The 18,633-nt window shown below is 69.9% G+C and carries 16 protein-coding genes; 8 read left to right on the forward strand and 8 right to left on the reverse strand.

Annotation, left to right across the window (positions count from 1 at the left end; all coding sequences use genetic code 11):
• Nucleotides 1-71 precede the first annotated feature (71 nt).
• On the reverse strand, nucleotides 72-1,745 hold the full coding sequence (locus STRTU_RS17940) for a protein kinase domain-containing protein (protein WP_159744555.1): 1,674 nt from the start codon (nucleotides 1,743-1,745) through the stop codon (nucleotides 72-74).
• A gap of 313 nt (nucleotides 1,746-2,058) precedes the next feature.
• Here STRTU_RS17940 and STRTU_RS17945 point away from each other — a divergent pair, with 313 nt between their 5' ends.
• Nucleotides 2,059-3,624: a protein kinase domain-containing protein gene (locus STRTU_RS17945; RefSeq protein WP_159744557.1), complete on the forward strand. Its 1,566-nt coding sequence runs from the start codon at nucleotides 2,059-2,061 to the stop codon at nucleotides 3,622-3,624.
• Between the two features lie 19 nt (nucleotides 3,625-3,643).
• On the opposite strand, the gene STRTU_RS17950 is transcribed toward STRTU_RS17945, so the two are convergent.
• Nucleotides 3,644-4,687: a phosphotransferase gene (locus tag STRTU_RS17950; protein WP_159744559.1), complete on the reverse strand. Its 1,044-nt coding sequence runs from the start codon at nucleotides 4,685-4,687 to the stop codon at nucleotides 3,644-3,646.
• Nucleotides 4,688-4,773: 86 nt separating this feature from the next.
• On the reverse strand, nucleotides 4,774-5,433 hold the full coding sequence (locus STRTU_RS17955; protein WP_159744560.1) for a response regulator: 660 nt from the start codon (nucleotides 5,431-5,433) through the stop codon (nucleotides 4,774-4,776).
• 329 nt (nucleotides 5,434-5,762) lie between these two features.
• Between STRTU_RS17955 and pdhA the strand changes: the two genes are divergently transcribed.
• Genes pdhA through STRTU_RS17970 form a run of 3 tightly spaced genes read left to right on the forward strand, consistent with a single transcriptional unit; the run spans nucleotide 5,763 to nucleotide 9,459 of the window.
• Complete coding sequence (gene pdhA, locus STRTU_RS17960; RefSeq protein WP_159744562.1) at nucleotides 5,763-6,980, forward strand: pyruvate dehydrogenase (acetyl-transferring) E1 component subunit alpha; 1,218 nt, start codon at nucleotides 5,763-5,765, stop codon at nucleotides 6,978-6,980.
• Between the two features lie 2 nt (nucleotides 6,981-6,982).
• Nucleotides 6,983-7,966 carry an alpha-ketoacid dehydrogenase subunit beta gene (locus tag STRTU_RS17965; protein WP_159744564.1) on the forward strand — a complete coding sequence of 328 codons (984 nt, stop codon included), beginning with the start codon at nucleotides 6,983-6,985 and terminating at the stop codon, nucleotides 7,964-7,966.
• A gap of 23 nt (nucleotides 7,967-7,989) precedes the next feature.
• On the forward strand, nucleotides 7,990-9,459 hold the full coding sequence (locus tag STRTU_RS17970) for a dihydrolipoamide acetyltransferase family protein (protein ID WP_159744565.1): 1,470 nt from the start codon (nucleotides 7,990-7,992) through the stop codon (nucleotides 9,457-9,459).
• Nucleotides 9,460-9,661: 202 nt separating this feature from the next.
• On the opposite strand, the gene STRTU_RS17975 is transcribed toward STRTU_RS17970, so the two are convergent.
• On the reverse strand, nucleotides 9,662-9,838 hold the full coding sequence (locus STRTU_RS17975) for a hypothetical protein (RefSeq protein ID WP_167539169.1): 177 nt from the start codon (nucleotides 9,836-9,838) through the stop codon (nucleotides 9,662-9,664).
• A gap of 198 nt (nucleotides 9,839-10,036) precedes the next feature.
• On the opposite strand from STRTU_RS17975, the gene STRTU_RS17980 reads away from it, so the two are divergent.
• From STRTU_RS17980 to STRTU_RS17990, 3 genes are all read left to right on the forward strand, one after another.
• Nucleotides 10,037-10,903 (forward strand): GNAT family N-acetyltransferase, encoded by an 867-nt coding sequence (locus STRTU_RS17980; protein ID WP_159744567.1) that lies wholly within the window; start codon nucleotides 10,037-10,039, stop codon nucleotides 10,901-10,903.
• A 178-nt stretch (nucleotides 10,904-11,081) separates the two neighbouring features.
• Complete coding sequence (locus STRTU_RS17985) at nucleotides 11,082-11,765, forward strand: GntR family transcriptional regulator (RefSeq protein ID WP_159744569.1); 684 nt, start codon at nucleotides 11,082-11,084, stop codon at nucleotides 11,763-11,765.
• Nucleotides 11,766-11,881: 116 nt separating this feature from the next.
• Nucleotides 11,882-13,135: an MFS transporter gene (locus STRTU_RS17990; RefSeq protein ID WP_159747035.1), complete on the forward strand. Its 1,254-nt coding sequence runs from the start codon at nucleotides 11,882-11,884 to the stop codon at nucleotides 13,133-13,135.
• A gap of 158 nt (nucleotides 13,136-13,293) precedes the next feature.
• Here the strand turns inward: STRTU_RS17990 and STRTU_RS17995 are convergent, their stop codons facing one another.
• Nucleotides 13,294-14,118: a maleylpyruvate isomerase family mycothiol-dependent enzyme gene (locus STRTU_RS17995; protein ID WP_159744571.1), complete on the reverse strand. Its 825-nt coding sequence runs from the start codon at nucleotides 14,116-14,118 to the stop codon at nucleotides 13,294-13,296.
• A 147-nt stretch (nucleotides 14,119-14,265) separates the two neighbouring features.
• The gene (locus tag STRTU_RS18000; RefSeq protein WP_159744573.1) at nucleotides 14,266-14,796 is read right to left on the reverse strand and encodes an LURP-one-related/scramblase family protein; all 531 of its coding nucleotides are present in this window, start codon (nucleotides 14,794-14,796) and stop codon (nucleotides 14,266-14,268) included.
• 64 nt (nucleotides 14,797-14,860) lie between these two features.
• Here STRTU_RS18000 and STRTU_RS18005 point away from each other — a divergent pair, with 64 nt between their 5' ends.
• Complete coding sequence (locus tag STRTU_RS18005) at nucleotides 14,861-16,669, forward strand: NHL domain-containing thioredoxin family protein (protein ID WP_159744575.1); 1,809 nt, start codon at nucleotides 14,861-14,863, stop codon at nucleotides 16,667-16,669.
• Between the two features lie 63 nt (nucleotides 16,670-16,732).
• Here the strand turns inward: STRTU_RS18005 and STRTU_RS18010 are convergent, their stop codons facing one another.
• The gene (locus tag STRTU_RS18010) at nucleotides 16,733-17,419 is read right to left on the reverse strand and encodes a DUF4232 domain-containing protein (RefSeq protein WP_159744577.1); all 687 of its coding nucleotides are present in this window, start codon (nucleotides 17,417-17,419) and stop codon (nucleotides 16,733-16,735) included.
• A gap of 226 nt (nucleotides 17,420-17,645) precedes the next feature.
• Complete coding sequence (locus tag STRTU_RS18015) at nucleotides 17,646-18,563, reverse strand: helix-turn-helix domain-containing protein (RefSeq protein ID WP_159744579.1); 918 nt, start codon at nucleotides 18,561-18,563, stop codon at nucleotides 17,646-17,648.
• Between the last annotated feature and the right edge of the window lie 70 nt (nucleotides 18,564-18,633).

Genomic DNA, 18,633 nt, shown 5'->3' on the forward strand with positions numbered 1-18,633 from the left:
CAGCGACCCGCAGCAAGCAGACGGGGTCGGCACGCGGTGCGCGTGCCGACCCCGTCGTGTCCGTGCCGTGGTTAGTAGTGCCCCGTCGAGACGGTCAGTTCGATGGTCTCGCCGCTCTTCGGGTCCCACCGCTCAAGGCTCGCCGGCTTCGTCTCTATGACGGTGTTCTTGGCCGTGTACCCACGGTTCTCTTCCGTGACCTTGTACTTCCAGCCCGCCGCCTTGAGGCAGGACTTCACCGAGTCCAGGTTCTTGTAGGTGAGGAACGGGAAGTAGATCTTCTTCGGTTCGCTGTAGGGAGAGTCCGGCTTGGTGCACTCGGTTGAGTCAACCGTCTTCGTCTTGTCCTCAGGCATGACGCTCTGGGTGGGGGACGACGAGTAGGAGTAGCTCGATGTCGGGCTGTCCGGGTCGTCGCTTCCACCGGCGCTCAGACCGATGCCGACCGCGATCGCGGTGACCACGATGACACCGACGATCGCCGAGACGACGATCACCGCGGAGTTGTTCTTCCGCGCGGCCGGACGGCCGGTCGGCGGCATCGTGGGTGCCGTCGGCGGCGGGGTGTAGGCCGGGGGCTGGTAGCCCCCCGCCTGGAACGGCGCCGGACCCGGAACGGGGCCCGGCGCGGGCGTCGAGTAGCCGTTGTTCGGCGGTGGCGGGGGCGTCGGGTAGCCGTTGTTCGGCGGCGGGGACGTCGAGGGACCGTAGGCGGCCTGTGTCGGCTGGTACGGCTGCTGCACGCTCGGCGGGGCCGGGGTGTGCGGGTTGCCGGTGGCGCTGGGGAAGACCGCGGAGGAGACCGACGCACCGCTGGTGCGCGCCCGAGGGCCCTCGCCGATGATCAGCGGCGTCGCACCGGACTGCCCGGACCCGACGATCCGCAGGCACTCGTCCCGCATCGCCTCGGCGGTGGGGAACCGTTCGTTGGGGTTCTTCTTCAGCGCGCGGGCCACCAGCGCGTCCACAGCCGGCGGCAGCGCGCTGTTGATGCTCGACGGGACCGGGGGCTCTTCCTGGACATGGGCGTAGGCGATGGCGAGCGGGGAGTCCGCGTCGAACGGCAGCTGGCCGGTCACCAGCTCGAAGAGCATGATGCCGACGGAGTAGAGGTCGGAGCGGGCATCCACACCGCGGCCCAGCGCCTGCTCCGGCGACAGATACTGCGGGGTGCCGACGACCATGCCGGTCTGCGTCATGGACGTCACACCGGACTGCATGGCGCGGGCGATGCCGAAGTCCATGACCTTGACCACGCCGCGCTTGTTCAGCATCACATTGCCGGGCTTGATGTCCCGGTGGACCAGGCCCATTTCATGGCTGACCTCCAGCGCGGCCAGCACATCGCCGGTGATCTTCAGGGCCTTTTCGGTCGGCATCGCGCCATGTTGCGCGACGTCCGTGTCCAGATCGGAGCGCAGCGGCTGGCCCGCGACGTACTCCATGACGATGTACGGGACCATGCCGCCGTCGAGCTCGTCCTCACCGGAGTCGAAGACGGAGACGATATTGGTGTGCGTGAGCTTCGCCACGGACTGGGCTTCACGGCGGAAGCGCTCACGGAAGGCCTGCTCGCGGCCGAGCTCGGTATGCAGCGTCTTGATCGCGACCTCGCGGTCCAGCACGCTGTCGTAGGCGAGGTGGACGGACGCCATTCCGCCCGCGCCGAGAAGATCACGAAGCTGGTAACGTCCTCCGCCGACCGAACGGCCCTCGAATTGGCCCTGAGCGCCGTCCTGGCTCATCGTTCCGCTTCCCCCTAGGCGCACTACCCGCACGTATAGCGATCAAAATCTGGAATTTCGCAGCCAAGTCTGCCCCAGGCCCCGGACACGTCAAGCTGTGTGCCCGTTCCGTGACCAGATGTGCAAGATCCCGTCACGGCCGCGCGACCTTTTGGCGCCCGATTACCCCCGGTGAACTTGCGATATGTGACTTCCCGAGAGTTTGATGGCCGGTCCACGACGGACCGGTGGGTGCCGCGGAACCTGTAGCGTGCTCTAGCGAAGACCGATGACCTTACCGCTCTCATGCGGATTGATTCGACGGCGAGGACCGATGGCACCGACGCAGAGCCCCCAGGGCCCGTCCGATCCTGAGGCCACCGGCTCCAATATCCCCGACGCACCGGAGATGTGGGGCAATGGCGGGCTGGTCGGCGATGGCCGCTACCGGCTCACGCGACGGCTGGGCCGCGGTGGCATGGCGGAGGTGTTCGCAGCCGAGGATGTCCGTCTCGGCCGTACCGTCGCCGTGAAGCTGCTGCGTGCCGACCTCGCCGAGGACCCGGTTTCCAAGGCCCGCTTCACGCGTGAGGCGCAGTCCGTGGCCGGACTGAACCACCACGCCGTGGTCGCGGTCTACGACTCCGGTGAGGATCTGGTCGGCGGCAACACCGTGCCGTACATCGTGATGGAGCTGGTCGAGGGCCACACCATCCGCGATCTGCTGCTGAACGCCGACGCCCCGCCGCCGGACCAGGCGCTGATCATCGTCTCCGGTGTGCTGGAGGCGCTGGCCTACAGCCACCAGCACGGCATCGTGCACCGTGACATCAAGCCCGCGAACGTGATCATCACGAACAGCGGCGCCGTCAAGGTCATGGACTTCGGCATCGCCCGTGCGCTGCACGGCGCGCAGTCCACCATGACCCAGACCGGCATGGTCATGGGCACCCCCCAGTACCTCTCCCCGGAGCAGGCGCTCGGCAAGACCGTCGACACCCGCTCCGACCTCTACGCCACCGGCTGTCTGCTCTACGAACTCCTCGCACTGCGGCCGCCGTTCACCGGTGAGACCCCGCTCTCGGTCGTCTACCAGCATGTGCAGGACATGCCGGTGCCGCCGTCCCAGGTCGCCGACGCGGTGCCGCCGGAGCTGGACGGCCTGGTCATGCGGTCGCTGGCGAAGGACCCCGACGACCGCTTCCAGTCCGCCGAGGAGATGCGCGGCCTGGTCCAGTACTCGCTCCAGATGCTGCACGAGCAGGGCGGCCACACCGGCACCTGGAGCACCGGCCCGGTCGCCGTGCACGAGGGTGGCCTCACCCCGTCCATGGGCGCCGCCGCCACCACGGCGATGCCGCACCCCAACGCCGGCCAGACCACGGCGCAGCCGATCCTGACGCCCGGTATGCGTGATGACGACGGTGGTTTCGACGGCGGGCCCCGGCCGGCCAAGGGCGGCCGCGGCAAGATCTGGCTGATCGCGGTACTGGCGGTGATCGCCATCGCGATGGGTGTGGCCTTCGCGATGCAGAACACCGGCGGCCAGGACCAGAAGCAACAGACTCCGCACACGCAGTCGCCGAAGCCGCAGAAGGACAAGGAGACGAGCGAGCCGCCGACGGAGGAGCCGGACACTCCGCAGTCCGAGCCCGAGGACACCGGCGATGACAGCGGTACCTACTCCCAGCCGCCGACGGATGAGCCGAGCGTGCCGCAGAAGCCGAGCACGCCGCAGACCTCGGAGCCGCCGACGTCCGAGCCGCCGACGTCCGAGGCGCCCACGGACCCCACGAACCCCACCGACCCCACCGGCGGGACCGACGACGGGGGCACCGGTGACGGGGGCGCCGGTGACGCCGGCCCGGACACCGGTATCACAGCGGGGGCGAACGGCTGACGGACGCCGCTTCGCCGCTTCAGCGGGTGAAGGCGTTCCGTACGGCCCGGTACTCGCGGGTCCACCACACGGCCAGTGCGGCCGCCGCCGGGAACTGTGGATCGGTGCGGCGGTCGCCCAGCTGGTAGCGCCAGGTGAGCATCCAGAAATCGTTCAGCCGCTCCCACCACACCCGGTGGACGGCCGCGGCGAGTTCCTCGGCACCGGCCCCGCAGGCGCTGCGGTAGGCGCCCGCGTACGCCGCCACCTTGCCCAGGTCCAGCGTGCCGCAGGGGCGTACGAAGAAGATCGCGGCGGCCCGTACCGCCTCCTCGGCGCGCGGCTGGACGCCCAGCCGGTCCCAGTCGACGATCGCGGTCGGTTCGGTGCCCCGGTAGAGCACGTTCAGCGGGTGGAAGTCTCCGTGCACCCAGCCCGCGGGGGGCTCCGCGCCGGGGGCCGGACGGCGGTGCGCCTGCTGTGCCAGCAGGGCCCGGCGCTCCAGCAGACGGTGTTCGGCGAGTTCGTCGAAGCTGGTGCGCGGCCGGGCGCCGCGGGCCAGGGCCAGCAGCTCGTCGATCGTCTCGAAGGTCCGCTCGGGGGCGGCGCCGGCGTCCGCGCAGGGCGGCCGGGGCGGGTGCGGTTCGTCCGCCATGACCTCCTCCAGTGCGGTGTGCACGAGCCCGAGCAGGGCGCCGAGCCGCCGGGACTGGTCACGGGTCAGCGCGGCGCCGCCGAGATGGCGGCCTTCGACCCAGGGGTGCAGGGCGTAGCAGCGGCCGTCGAGGACCGTGACGGTGCGGCCGTCCGTATGGGCGACGGGCGGGGCGACCGGCAGGCCGAGGGCGGCGAGCCGGTAGGTGGCGCGGTGCTGGCGGGTGAGGGCGGCGCGGTCGCCGTCCAGGTGGTGCTTGAGGAAGTAGCGGCCGCGGGTGGTGGCGAGGAAGTAGCCGTGGTTGAGCAGGCCCTCGGCGACGGGTTCACAGGACAGCGGCGTACCGGCGCCTGCGTAGTGGCGGAGCAGGGATCCGAGGGTGTCTCTGTCGGGCGTCGCCGCCGTCCGGACTACAGATGAGCGCAGCACGCGCCAGATGTTAGATCAACTACGCCCGTCGGAGTGGGTGTGCCGGAAGGCCTTACGCAGCGTGCGCACCGTTATTCCGGCGCTGTTCAGTGCCGTTCCGCCTGCATTCGGGCGACATAGGCGGCGGCCTGCGAGCGGCGTTCCATTCCGAGCTTGGACAGCAGACTGGAGACATAATTCTTGATCGTTTTCTCGGCGAGATGAAGCCGCTCGCCAATGGCGCGGTTGGTCATTCCCTCGCCGATCAGATCGAGAATTCTGCGCTCCTGGTCCGTGAGGCTGGCCAGCCGGTCATCACCCTTGACGGCGTTGCCGTCGCGCAGCCGCTCCAGCACCCGGGCGGTGGCCACGGGGTCGAGCAGCGACTTTCCGGCCGCCACCTCCCGCACCGCGGAGAGCAGTTCGTTCCCCCGGATGGCCTTGAGGACATAACCGGACGCACCGGCCATGATCGCATCGAAAAGGGCCTCGTCATCCGCGAACGATGTGAGCATCAGGCATTTGATGTCCTCATCCTGCGAACGGATCTCGCGGCAGACCTCGACGCCGCTCCCGTCCGGTAGCCGGACATCGAGCACCGCCACGTCCGGCCGCGTCGCCGGGATCCTGACCAGGGCATCTGCGGCGGTGCCGGCCTCGCCGACCACCTCGATGTCCTCCTCGACCGAGAGCATTTCGTGGACGCCGCGCCGGACAACTTCGTGGTCGTCGAGCAGGAATACCGTGATTTTTCCGTCTTCGCGCACCTCACCAGTCTCACACATCAACCCTTCCCGTGCTCCAGGTCACCGATATAACGTGCCGTTGTCCCGGCGGCCTGCAACGCTGTGACCAGGAGTTGTTCCAAGCCTTCGCGATTTACTTGGAAATCCAAGCAAAATCGCAGGTCAACGCCGTTTCCACTTCGGCTTTGACAATGGGTAACGTGCAATGAAGCAGGCCACTGTCCGGGAGCTTTGTTCCACCCGGATCCGGGCCGCGAACGCACACACCCCGTGCGCCGTATCGGATACCGGGTGAGCCGCAATACGGCCACCGGCGGACCCCGGGGGCCGGACAGACGGAGGAGCAGCACGTGACCGTGGAAGGCACTGCGCAGCGGAAAAACGCCCGCGGCAGCAGCAAGCGCACCACCGCCAAAAAGGCGACGCCGGCAAAGAAGGCGTCCCCGGCCAAGGCCCGGAACTCCGGCCGGCCCGAGCAGGCGGAGCAGGATCAGCTCGTTCAACTGCTGACGCCCGAAGGCAAGCGGATCGAGCACCCGGATTACGCGATCGACCTTTCCGCCGAAGAACTGCGCGGCCTCTACCGCGACATGGTGCTGACGCGGAAGTTCGATGCCGAGGCGACCACCCTCCAGCGCCAGGGTGAACTGGGCCTGTGGGCCTCGCTGCTGGGCCAGGAGGCCGCTCAGATCGGCTCCGGCCGCGCACTGCGCGACGACGATTACGTCTTTCCGACCTACCGCGAGCACGGTGTGGCGTGGTGCCGCGGGGTCGACCCGACGAACCTGCTGGGCATGTTCCGCGGTGTCAATCACGGCGGCTGGGACCCCAACAGCAACAACTTCCACCTGTACACGATCGTCATCGGCTCGCAGACGCTGCATGCGACCGGCTATGCGATGGGTGTGCAGAAGGACGGCGCGGATTCCGCGGTCATCGCCTATTTCGGTGACGGCGCTTCCAGCCAGGGTGATGTCGCGGAATCCTTCACCTTCTCCGCGGTCTATAACGCCCCGGTCGTGTTCTTCTGCCAGAACAACCAATGGGCGATTTCCGAACCCACCGAGAAGCAGACCCGGGTGCCGCTCTACCAGCGCGCCCGCGGCTTCGGCTTCCCCGGCGTACGGGTCGACGGCAATGACGTACTGGCCTGTCTGGCGGTGACCAGGGCGGCGCTGGAGCGGGCGCGCACCGGCCAGGGGCCGATGCTGATCGAGGCGTTCACCTACCGCATGGGCGCGCACACCACCTCCGACGACCCGACGAAGTACCGGGCGGACGAGGAGCGGGCCGCCTGGGAGGCCAAGGACCCGATCCTGCGGCTGCGGACGTACCTGGAGGCCGAGGGCATCGTCGACGAGGCGTTTCTGGCCTCGATCGACGAGGAGAGCGAGGCCCTGGGCAAGCGGGTCCGTGATGCGGTGCGCGCCATGCCCGACCCGGACACCATGGCGATCTTCGAGAATGTCTATGCCGACGGGCATGCGCTCGTCGATGAGGAGCGCGCGCAGTTCGCCGCGTACCAGGCGTCGTTCGCCGACGCCGATCTTGTCGCGGAGGGGAACTGACCATGGCCGTCTTCGAGAAGATCACCATCGCCAAGGCGATCAATGAGTCGCTGCGTGCCTCCATGGAGGCCGACCCCAAGGTCCTCGTCATGGGCGAGGACGTCGGCAAGCTCGGCGGCGTCTTCCGCGTCACCGACGGACTGCAGAAGGACTTCGGCGAGGAGCGGGTGATCGACACCCCGCTGGCCGAGTCCGGCATCGTCGGCACCGCGATCGGGATGGCGCTGCGCGGCTACCGCCCGGTCGTCGAGATCCAGTTCGACGGCTTCGTCTTCCCCGCCTACGACCAGATCGTCACCCAGCTCGCCAAGATGCACGCCCGCGCGCTGGGCAAGGTCAAGGTGCCGGTCGTCATCCGCATCCCGTACGCGGGCGGCATCGGCGCGGTCGAGCACCACTCCGAGTCCCCCGAGGCGCTGTTCGCGCATGTCGCGGGACTCAAGATCGTCTCTCCCTCGAACTCCTCCGACGCCTACTGGATGCTCCAGCAGGCCATCGCGGGCGACGACCCGGTCATCTACTTCGAGCCCAAGCGCCGCTACCACGACAAGTCGCGGCTGGACACCGAGTCGATCCCGGACCCGCTGCACAAGGCGCGGATCGCCCGGACCGGCACCGACCTGACGCTGGCCGCCTACGGTCCGATGGTCAAGGTCTGCCAGGACGTCGCCAATGTCGCGGCCGAGGAGGGAAAGTCGCTGGAGGTCGTCGACCTGCGCTCGCTCTCCCCGATCGACTTCGACACCGTGCAGTCGTCGGTGCAGAAGACCGGCCGGCTGGTCGTCGTCCATGAAGCCCCCGTTTTCTTCGGCGCCGGTGCCGAGATCGCCGCACGGATCACCGAGCGGTGCTTCTACCACCTGGAGGCCCCGGTCCTGCGGGTCGGCGGTTTCCACTCCCCGTATCCGCCCTCCCGGCTGGAGGACGAGTACCTTCCGGGGCTGGACCGGGTGCTTGACGCCGTTGATCGTGCGTTGGCGTACTGAGGGTTTGAGGAGAGTTCGTGACCATGACTGCAAGTACCGCCAACGCTCAGCGCTTCCGCGAGTTCAAGATGCCCGACGTCGGCGAGGGGCTGACCGAGGCCGAGATCCTCAAGTGGTACGTCAAGCCGGGCGACACCGTGACCGACGGCCAGGTCGTCTGCGAGGTCGAGACCGCCAAGGCCGCCGTTGAACTGCCCATTCCGTACGACGGGGTGGTGCACGAGCTGACCTTCGGCGAGGGCGTCACCGTCGACGTCGGCACCGCCATCATCTCCGTGGACACCGACCCCGGCGCCGGGCCCGCCTCCGCACCGGCGACGGTCCAGACGCCACCGGAAGCCGCCAAGGCCGAGGAGGAGGCCGAGCCGCAGGGCCGGCAGGCGGTGCTGGTCGGCTATGGCGCCGCGCCGTCCTCGACCAAGCGCCGGGCCCGCAAGCCCCAGGCGGGGGTGCCGGCCCAGCCGGAGCCCGTGAGCGCCGCGCTCCAGGCGGAGCTGAACGGGCGGACGGCGCCCGCACCGGCCGCGCCCGTGACCCCGGCAGTGACCCCGGTCGCGAACGGCGCGGGTGTCGGCGCCGTCGGCCGGCCGCTGGCCAAGCCGCCGGTGCGCAAGCTCGCCAAGGATCTCGGGATCGATCTGGCGACGGTCGTTCCGAGCGGGCCGGACGGCATCATCACCCGCGAGGACGTGCACGCGGCCGCCGCCCCGGCAGCGGCGCCGGCTCCGGCCGCAGCGGCCGCGGTGCCGACCCCGGTCGCTCCGGCGGAGACCGGCGTCGTCAACGCCGCCGCCCGTGAGCGGCGGGTGCCCGTCAAGGGTGTACGCAAGGCCACCGCACAGGCGATGGTCTCCAGCGCCTTCACCGCGCCGCATGTCACGGAGTTCATCACCGTCGATGTGACCCGCACGATGAAGCTCGTCCAGGAGCTCAAGCAGGATCCGGACATGGCGGGGCTGCGGGTCAACCCGCTGCTGCTGGTCGCCAGGGCCTTCCTGGTGGCCATCAAGCGTCACCCCGAGGTCAATGCGTCCTGGGACGAGGCACAGCAGGAGATCGTCTACAAGGACTACGTCAACCTCGGGATCGCGGCGGCCACCCCGCGCGGGCTGATCGTCCCGAACATCAAGGACGCCGGGGTCAAGACGCTGCCCCAACTCGCCGAGGAACTGGGCGATCTGGTCGCCACCGCCCGCGAGGGCAAGACCTCTCCGGCGGCCATGACCGGTGGCACGGTCACCATCACCAATGTCGGCGTCTTCGGCGTCGACACCGGTACGCCGATCCTCAACCCGGGGGAGTCGGCGATCCTCGCCTTCGGCGCGGTCAAGCTCCAGCCGTGGGTCCACAAGGGCAAGGTGAAGGCGCGTCAGGTCACCACCCTCGCGCTGTCCTTCGACCACCGGCTCATCGACGGCGAGCTGGGCTCCAAGCTGCTCGCGGATATCGCGGCGGTGCTGGAGCGGCCCAAGCGGCTCATCACCTGGGGATGAGCCGGGATGCGGGGCCGGGCGGTGCGGAGCGGCGTTTCACGTGAAACGCCGCCTCGGGCCCGCACCGGCCCTGTGGACGAGCAGCCCTGCGTTCGCCCCGCGCCGCCGCTCCGGCCCTACGTCAGCGAGTACGCCGGATACCGGCAGGCCGGGCGCGGCGAGCCGCGCAAGGTGTAGCCGGGCCGTGCCCGACCGGGGCCGGTCAGCCGCGGATGAGTTCCACCGCGCGGCTGAAGTGGCCCACCGGCCCGGTCGGACCGGATCCCTCGGTCTGTGCGGCGCCGCGGGTCAGGGCGATGCCCGCCCACAGGCCGGCGACGATCAATGCCAGCACGACGGTATTCCGCGTACGGCGGCCGGCGTTCGTCCTGGACGGCATGGTCAACTCCCCTTGGATGACGGAGCCTCCCCGGCTCCCTGTCTCTATTCACCCATGAGATGCGCGGCGGTTCATACGCGGTAGGTACGGACTCTTGTCCGTCTTGAGGCGGACCCGACCTCCCTCCGGGGTCTCCCTTTCTGCGGAGGCCGGGAAAGCGTTTGCCGCGGGTCGGCCGCACTGCTTACGGTCGGCGCAATGACCAGCGAAATGATCATCCGGCGCTATCGACCCTCCGACCAGTGCGTTGTCACCGACCTGTGGTCCCGCGCAGCGCGGCAGGCGCATCCGTTCATCGACGGGGAGGGCACGGGCGAACGGGCCCGGCTCCTCCGCGAGGCGGACCTCGCCCAGGCGGAGAACTGGGTCGCCGAACGCGAGGGCCGCGTCATCGGACTGCTCGGACTGCGGGCCGACGGGCCCGGGGACGGCAACCGGACCGGGGCCGAGGTCCGTGGGCTGTGCGTGGCGCCGGAGGCCCAAGGCGGCGGAGCCGGGCGGGAGTTGCTGGAGCATGCGGCGGCCCGGCACGGTGCGCTGACCCTGGAGGTCTTCGAGGGAAACGACCGGGCCCGCGGCTTCTGCGCGCACCTGGGCTTCACGGAACGGGGGCGGCGGACGGACGAGGAGACCGGCCATCCGCTGATCACTCTGGAGCGGGCCGCGCCGCTGAAGTCGGTGAGCTGGCTGCATGTGCGCGAGGGGCGGCTGCTGAGCGTACGGACGCGCGGGAACGACACCTTCTATCTCCCGGGCGGCAAGTACGAGCCCGGCGAGACCGCACGGGAGGCGCTGTCGCGTGAGCTCGGTGAGGAACTCGGCCTGGTGGTGCCCGTCGAGGAGCTGTCGGAGGCTTTTGTCATCCATGCCATCGCCCACGGGAAGAACGGGCGCCGGCTGCATATGACCTGCTTCACCGGCGGGCCCCAGGACATCGCACCGGCCCCCGGGAGGGAGATCGCCGAATACGCCTGGTTCGACCGTCAGGAAGCCCGGGAGCGCTGTGCACCCGCCCATGCGCAGGTCGTCGCCCGGCTGGTCGCGCAGGGGCGGATGCCGGGCTGAGGGCACCGCCGGGCGGCGGACGGGCCGGGGCGCACACCGGGCGCGCCGGGCACCCTTCCGCCGCCGGGAGGGCCGCCGATAGGGCCTCCACCAGGGGAAACATGCCCCTTCTCGCCCCTCCTGTCCGCATCGCGGAATGCGGTGTCGCACGCATACCTGTTGTATCTATCCTGTGCGCATGCCCTCATCGTCCACGCCCACCGCTCCTGCCAGAGAGTCCGCCGTCAAGCAGCCGCCCGCCGCCGAGCGGGTCTACGCACACATCAAGGACGCCGTCCTGGAGCGCCGCTACGAGGGCGGGATGCTGCTCACCGAGGGCGAACTGGCCGACGCCGTGGGAGTGTCGCGCACGCCGGTGCGCGAGGCGCTGCTGCGGCTGGAGGTCGAGGGGCTGATCAAGCTCTACCCCAAGAAGGGCGCGCTGGTGCTGCCGGTCTCCGCGCAGGAGATCGCCGATGTCGTGGAGACCCGGCTGCTGGTGGAGAAGCATGCCGCGGCCAAGGCGGTGCCGGCGAGTGAGGCACTGCTCGGGGAGCTGACCGACCTGCTGGAGACGATGCGGGAGCAGGCCGCTTCCGGCGACTGGGCCGCCGTGTCCGTCACCGACCGCGCCTTCCACGCCGCCATCGTGCGCAGCGCCGGCAACCAGATCCTCGACCGGCTCTATGAGCAGCTGCGCGACCGTCAGCTGCGGATGGGCGTCGCGGTGATGCATGCCCATCCCGACCGGATCGCCAAGAACATCACCGAGCATGCGGAGATCCTCGAAGCGCTGCGCGCCGGTGACGCGGACGCCGCGACCGACGCCGTGCATCGCCATGTCAGCTGGGTCCGCAACCTCGCGCAGGGGGACGTGCGATGAGCGCCGGCAGCGGAAGCGCCGGTGGCTCCCTCGGCTCGGACGACGCCGCCGGCTCCGGCACAGGCGGCGGCTCCGCCCGTCTGATGTCCGCGGACCCGCCCGGCGGCGGCAGGGCGATGGCCGTCTGGGGCATCGGCGTCGCGGTCTACTTTGTCGCGATCACCTACCGCACCAGCCTCGGCGTGGCCGGGCTGGACGCCGCCGAACGCTTCCACATCAACGCCTCGGCGCTGTCGACGTTCTCCATCCTCCAGCTGCTGGTGTACGCGGGGATGCAGATACCCGTCGGTCTGCTGGTCGACCGGCTCGGCCCCAAGAAGGTGCTGACGCTCGGCGTGGTGCTCTACACCGTCGGCCAGTTCGGTTTTGCGCTCTCCTCGTCGTACGCCATGGCGCTCGGCTCGCGTGCGCTGCTCGGCTGCGGGGACGCGATGACCTTCATCACCGTGCTGCGGCTGGGCTCCCGGTGGTTCCCGGCCCGGCGTGGCCCGATGATCGCCCAGGTCGCCGCGCTGGTCGGGATGGCGGGCAACCTGATCTCCACGCTCATCCTCGCCCGCTTCCTGCACTCCTTCGGCTGGACCCCGACCTTCGCCGCCAGCGCCGTCGGCGGCATCGTCGTGCTGATCGTGCTGCTGCTCTTCCTCAAGGACCACCCCGAGGGATGCGAGCCGCCGCCCTCGTCCGCCGGACACACCGGCGCCGGGTTCGTGCGCCGGCAGATCGCGGACGCCTGGCGCGAGCCCGGTACCCGGCTGGGTATGTGGGTGCACTTCACCACCCAGTTCCCCGCGATGGTGTTCCTGCTGCTCTGGGGCCTGCCGTTCCTCGTCGAGGCGCAGGGACTGCCCCGCGGCACCGCCGGTGAACTGCTCACCCTCGTCGTGCTCTCCAACATGGTGGTGGGGCTGGTCTTCGGGCAGATCATCGCCCGGCATCACGCGGCCCGTACCCCGCTGGCCCTGGGCACCGTGGGCGCCACGGCGCTGATGTGGGGGCTGGTGCTGGCCTGGCCGGCGGATCATGCGCCGATGGGGCTGCTGATCGTGCTGTGTACCGTGCTGGGCGCCTGTGGCCCCGCCTCGATGATCGGCTTCGACTTCGCGCGGCCCGCCAACCCGCCCGAGCGCCAGGGCACCGCCTCCGGCATCGTCAACATGGGCGGCTTCACCGCCTCGATGACGACGCTGCTCGCCATCGGGGTGCTGCTGGATGCGACCGGGGACAACTACCGGATCGCCTTCGCCTCGATCTTCGTCCTGGAGGCGCTCGGCGTCGCGCAGATCCTGCGGCTGCGTCGGCGTGCGGCACGACGCGAGCGCGAACGGCTGGTCGTCAGCCGGGTCGAGGCGGTTCACGTTCCCGCCTGAGGCGGCCGAGTGGTTGGCGGCCGGGTCCGTTTCACGTGGAACGGAGAGGGCTGTTTCACGTGAAACGGCTCATACTCCGGGGCTCGCTCTCGCTCTCCGGCCGACTGACGGGCAGGGCACGGAGAGGCGAAGCCGGCCGGGACGCCCCGTCCCTGGTGCTACGGCGTGACCGCGAAGTGGTCCAGGATCGCCGCGGCCAGTTCGGCATCGCCGTCGATCTTGATCTGCTCGGTGACGGCCGCCGCACGCACCCGGCCGCAGGCCAGCTGGTGAAAGGTGTCCCAGTCCAGGGCGAATGTCACGGTCGGGCCGAGCGAGACACTGCCGTCGATCGTGGCATTGCCCTCGGCGTCGATGCGGACCGTCCGCAGGAATTCCAGCGGTCCGCTGACGTCGAAGACCACTGCTGAATCGGCGGGCGCCTGGGCCCGCTTGGTGACGATGCCGGGAAGCGCCTTCACCAGCAGATCGCGCGTCACCTGCGCGCCGGGGGAGTCGAGATTGCCGGGCTTGCCGAGCGTCCGGCGCAGGTCCTGCTCATGTGCCCAGACATCGAACGCCCGCTGCTGCAGCACGAATTCCAGCGAACGGTCCTCACCGAGCGGGCTGCGCACCACGGCGTCCGGCTGACGGGACTCGTTACGCAGCTGCCGGGAGCGGCGGATGACGGTGTATTCGAGCTCGCTGAGCATCTCCGGCGCGGTGTGGTGCCGACGGACGTCGACCTGCACCTCCATACGACGCGCCGACTCGCTGCGGACGTGGTAGAGATCGCGCGGCAGGGTGTGAATCGGCCGTGGGTCGCCCAGCATTTCGCATTCCAGGCCGATGACGTGGGAGACCACATCGCGCACGGACCACCCTGGGAGGCCCGTCGCCCCGTTCCACTCGCCCTCGACGAGCGGAGTGACCAGCTCGGTTATCGCTTCTATGGAGTGAGTCCAGGCATCGATGGAGGACTGAAGGCTGGGATGGACGGTCACGGGACCCCTCGGACGGTTCGTACGCGGGCTGCTGTCTGTGCAGTTAAGTTACGCTGCGCACGGGCACCCCGGCAGTGCTTTCGGACGACCATCGTAGGCCGATGATTCCCGCCCGCAGAGGGGTACGGCGCCCCGAACGCATGCCGTTCAGTCCTCCCCGCGCTCCCGCTCCGCCAGCCGGATCACACACACCGCGATGGCGATCAGCAGCGCCGGATCCGCGTCGTCCCGTACGACATTGACCGCATAGGTGTCGCGCACGGTCAGCCAGCGCCGTGAGATCTCGGCGAGCAGTTCGCCCTCGTACTCGATCGCGAACTCGCGGTCCAGGATCTTTCCGCTGACGTCCAGCTCGGTGCCGTCCACCAGCTCGACACGGTAGTGGTTGCGCAGCAGTGAGAGCCGTTTGCGCCGGATCGTGGCCAGCGGCTGGTCATCCCGCTCGATGGTCATCGTGTCGCGCAGGCTGAGCATCTTCTTGCGGATGGTGATCAGCACCCGCCGTTCGGGGTCCTTCAGCTCGAAGGTCTCCCGCACCCGCAGCGCCTTCCCGTCCACCAGGAAGGCGTGCCGTCCGTGCTCGTCCTCGATCCAGTAGTCGTCACCGATGCCGAAGATGCGGTCGCGTACCACGTACTTGCTCGGGCGCGGGGAGGCGTCCCCGGGAGATCGCTGCATGGCTGACGTGTTCCCCCGGGGCCCTGCGGAATGCGCACGCAGCGGAGTGACGTTGAATGTCCACATGGCTTCACGTGCACGCGTCCGCGCCCCCGAGCTGACCGGCAAGGGCGGCTGGCTGAACACCGGCAACAAGGGTCTGACCCTCTCCGACCTGCGAGGACGCATTGTCGTCCTGGATTTCTGGACCTTTTGCTGTGTGAACTGTCTGCATGTCCTGGATGAGCTGCGGGAGCTGGAGGAGCGGCACCGCGACACGGTCGTGATCATCGGTGTGCACTCCCCGAAGTTTGTGCACGAGGCCGAGCATCAGGCCGTCGTGGACGCCGTGGAGCGGTACGGCGTCGAGCACCCGGTCCTCGACGACCCCGAGCTCGCCACCTGGAAGCAGTACGCGGTACGGGCCTGGCCGACGCTCGTGGTGATCGACCCCGAGGGGTATGTCGTCGCCCAGCACGCCGGTGAGGGCCATGCGCACGCCATCGAGAAGCTCGTCGAGGAGCTGGAGGCCGAGCACACGGCGAAGGGCACTCTGCACCGTGGTGACGGCCCCTACGTACCGCCGGAGCCGGTGGCCACCGATCTGCGCTTCCCCGGCAAGGCGGTCCGACTGCCCGGCGGCAGCTTCCTGGTCTCGGACACCACCCGGCATCAGCTGGTGGAGCTGGCGGCGGACGGCGAGCAGGTGCTGCGCCGGATCGGCACCGGCGAGCGCGGGCTGACCCCGGACTCCTTCAATGAGCCGCAGGGCCTGGCGCTGCTGCCCGACGGCCGGGTGGCGGTCGCGGACACGGTCAACCACGCCATCCGCGTCTTCGACCCCGACAGCGGTGCGCTGGAGACGGTGGCCGGCACCGGCAAGCAGTGGTGGCAGGGCTCCCCGACCTCGGGTCCGGCGCGGGAGGTGGACCTCTCCTCGCCGTGGGATCTCGCCTGGTGGCAGGACCGCCTGTGGATCGCGATGGCCGGGGTACACCAGCTGTGGACGTACGATCCGGCTGCCGGCACGGTCGAGGTCGCGGCCGGTACGACCAACGAGGGCCTGGTGGACGGCCCGGCCGCCGAGGCGTGGTTCGCGCAGCCGTCCGGGCTCGCGGCGGCCGGCGACCGGCTGTGGATCGCGGATTCGGAGACCAGCGCGGTCCGCTGGGTGGAGCCCGCCGAGACGGGCGACGGCTATGTCGTCCGCACGGCCGTCGGCACCGGCCTGTTCGACTTCGGGCACCGTGACGGCGCCGCCGACCAGGCACTGCTGCAGCACCCGCTGGGCGTGACCGCGCTGCCCGACGGCTCGGTCGCCATCGCGGACACCTACAACCACGCACTGCGCCGCTTCGACCCCGCGAGCGGCGAGGTGACGACGCTGGCGAAGGATCTGCGCGAACCGTCCGGCGCGGTGCTCGTCGACGGCGACCTCGTGGTGGTGGAGTCGGCGCGGCACCGGCTGACCCGGCTGCGGCTCCCGGAGGAGGCGATCCGCGTCGAGTCGGTGGCGCACCGCACCCAGCGCGCGGCCACCGAGGTCGCGCCGGGCGCGCTGCGGCTGGAGGTGGTCTTCCAGGCCCCGGCCGGCCAGAAGCTCGACACCCGCTACGGCCCCTCGACGCGGCTGCTGGTCAGCGCGACCCCGCCGGAGCTGCTCGCCGACGGCGCGGGGGCCGGCACGGACCTCACCCGGGATCTGGTGCTCGCGGACGGTATGAGCGAGGGCGTGCTGCATGTCTCGGCGATGGCCGCGTCCTGCGACGACGACCCGGACATCGAGTACCCGGCCTGCCATGTGCATCAGCAGGACTGGGGCGTTCCGGTCACGATCGCCGAGGGCGGGACGGCCCGGCTGGGGCTCGTCCTCGCCGGGCTCGACGCCGAGTAGAAGCGAGAATCCCGGGCCCGGTCGAGGGGCCCGGGACGGCCGCCGGACGGGTCGGCGGCGGGGCTACTTGCCGACGCCGCCCGCCAGCTGCGCCCCGTGAATGCTGGAGCTCCAGTTGGTGACCTTGCTCTTGCCGACGGAGATGTGGAGCCGCTTCTCCGCGAAGTTGACGGTGGCCGGGCCGTGCGTGGCGGAGCTCGCCGAGATGCCCATGAAGTCGATGGCCACCGACTTCTGCGCGGTGCCCTTGGCGGCCGCGGTGTTGGTGGGGATGACCGCGTAGGCGTAGCCGTGGGCGGGCACGGTGATGCGGGTGCCGTCGAGGTGCCCGGGCGTGCCCTGGAGCAGGGGCAGCGGGTCCTTGGCGTTGTTGAAGCGCAGCAGCGGCGCGTTGTAGAGCTTGCAGTCGCGGCTGGTGGAGTTCTTGAACTTCACCGCCACGTGGCTCTTCGGGCCGGTCTGCTGGGAGAACGTGACCTTGTACGTGCTGGGGTAGCAGTCGGGCACCCGCCGCGATGCCGCTCCCGCGCCCGCCGCGGCCGCACCGCCACCGATGACCTTGCGCTTCTTGTTCTTGGAAGACTTGGAAATCTTGGAAGTCTTGGAAGACGAGGAGAAGGACTTCGAGGAGGACTTCTTCGACTTCTTCGAGGAGTGGCTGTTGCAGCCGGTCAGCGCGAGCGAGCCGGCCAGCCCGAGAGCCAGCGCGGCACAAGCGGCGGAGCGGTGGCGGGAGCGGCGTGCGGTCATGGGTGGTCCCCCAGTGAGGTGCTGCGCTATCAGCGTGGTGTGCCTGTCATGGCACGGCCACGATATCCACTGCCGGTCGATGCGCCAGGGTGGGTTCGTCATGCACCCTGGTGGTATGGCGTTATCGCAGGTCATACGGGGTGTGAGGGGTTGGGATCGGCCCGTGGAGAGGGGGTGAAGGTCAACCTGCGGGTGACGAAAGCCGGTCCGGAGCGGGGCCGAAGCGTCAGTCCGGACAGCCGGGCAGCGTGGTGTTCTCGACCTGTTCCGGGCGAATACGGATGGCCGGCATCCACACCTGCTCGCCCTTGTGCTCCACCCGGAACCACAAGCTGCTGTGCCCGCCCACCTCATCGGTGACGGTGATCCCGTTGGCGATCCGGCAGACCGCGCGCAGCACCTCGCCGTGCCAGACATGGCCCACGACATTGGAGCGGCGGTAGGGCCGGTACGGATCGCGGGCCAGCCCGAGCGCACAGTTCTCGGTACGGCGGTGCTGACAGGCCCGTTCGACGTTGTGGACGGTGATCCGGGCGGTCCCGGCGGCCGACGCCGCGTTCTTCGCGCCCGGCGCCCGGTCATCGCTGCCGCCACCCGGCGACCCGTTCGAGCTGATCAGCGCCGGTACGGCCAGGGCAGCGGCGGTGAGCACGGCGGCGGTCCCGAGCCCGGCGAGCAGCAGCCGCGTGCGCCGTCCGCCGGTGGCCACCCCGGCCCCGGCTTCCTTTGCCGCCCCCGCTTCCCTCCCGGCGCGCGGCGCATCCTCGGCGTTCGTCCCGGTCTCCCCGTCGGACGCAGTGTCCCGTGCCGCCGCCCCTGCTCCCGCGTCCGCCGACTCCTGGGCGCGGTGCAGCAGTTCGACGAGGGCGGGCAGCCGGTCCTCACCGGTGAGGGAGAGCGTGCACCACTGCACCAGCAGCCGTTCGTCGGGCAGGCTCTGCCCCCGCAGATAGCGGGAGAGGGAGGAGCGACTGGCGGGCAGGCGGCTCTCCAACTCCTTGAGGCTGTAGCCGAGTTCGCCGTGCATACGGCGCAGGGCGGCGACGAAGTCCCGTACCGGGCCGGAGAGTTCGTCGGGAAGAGGGGCCAAGGGCTTACGGCGGACATGAGCGGCGCGGTTCTGATGGCCAGGCACGTATCGCATTCCAGCACAGCGGGCATGCGCGCGCGAGGGGCACTTCCGCTCCCCTGTGGCGGAAGTGCCCCTCGTGACG

Source organism: Streptomyces tubercidicus (assembly GCF_027497495.1).
GTDB lineage: Bacteria > Actinomycetota > Actinomycetes > Streptomycetales > Streptomycetaceae > Streptomyces > Streptomyces tubercidicus.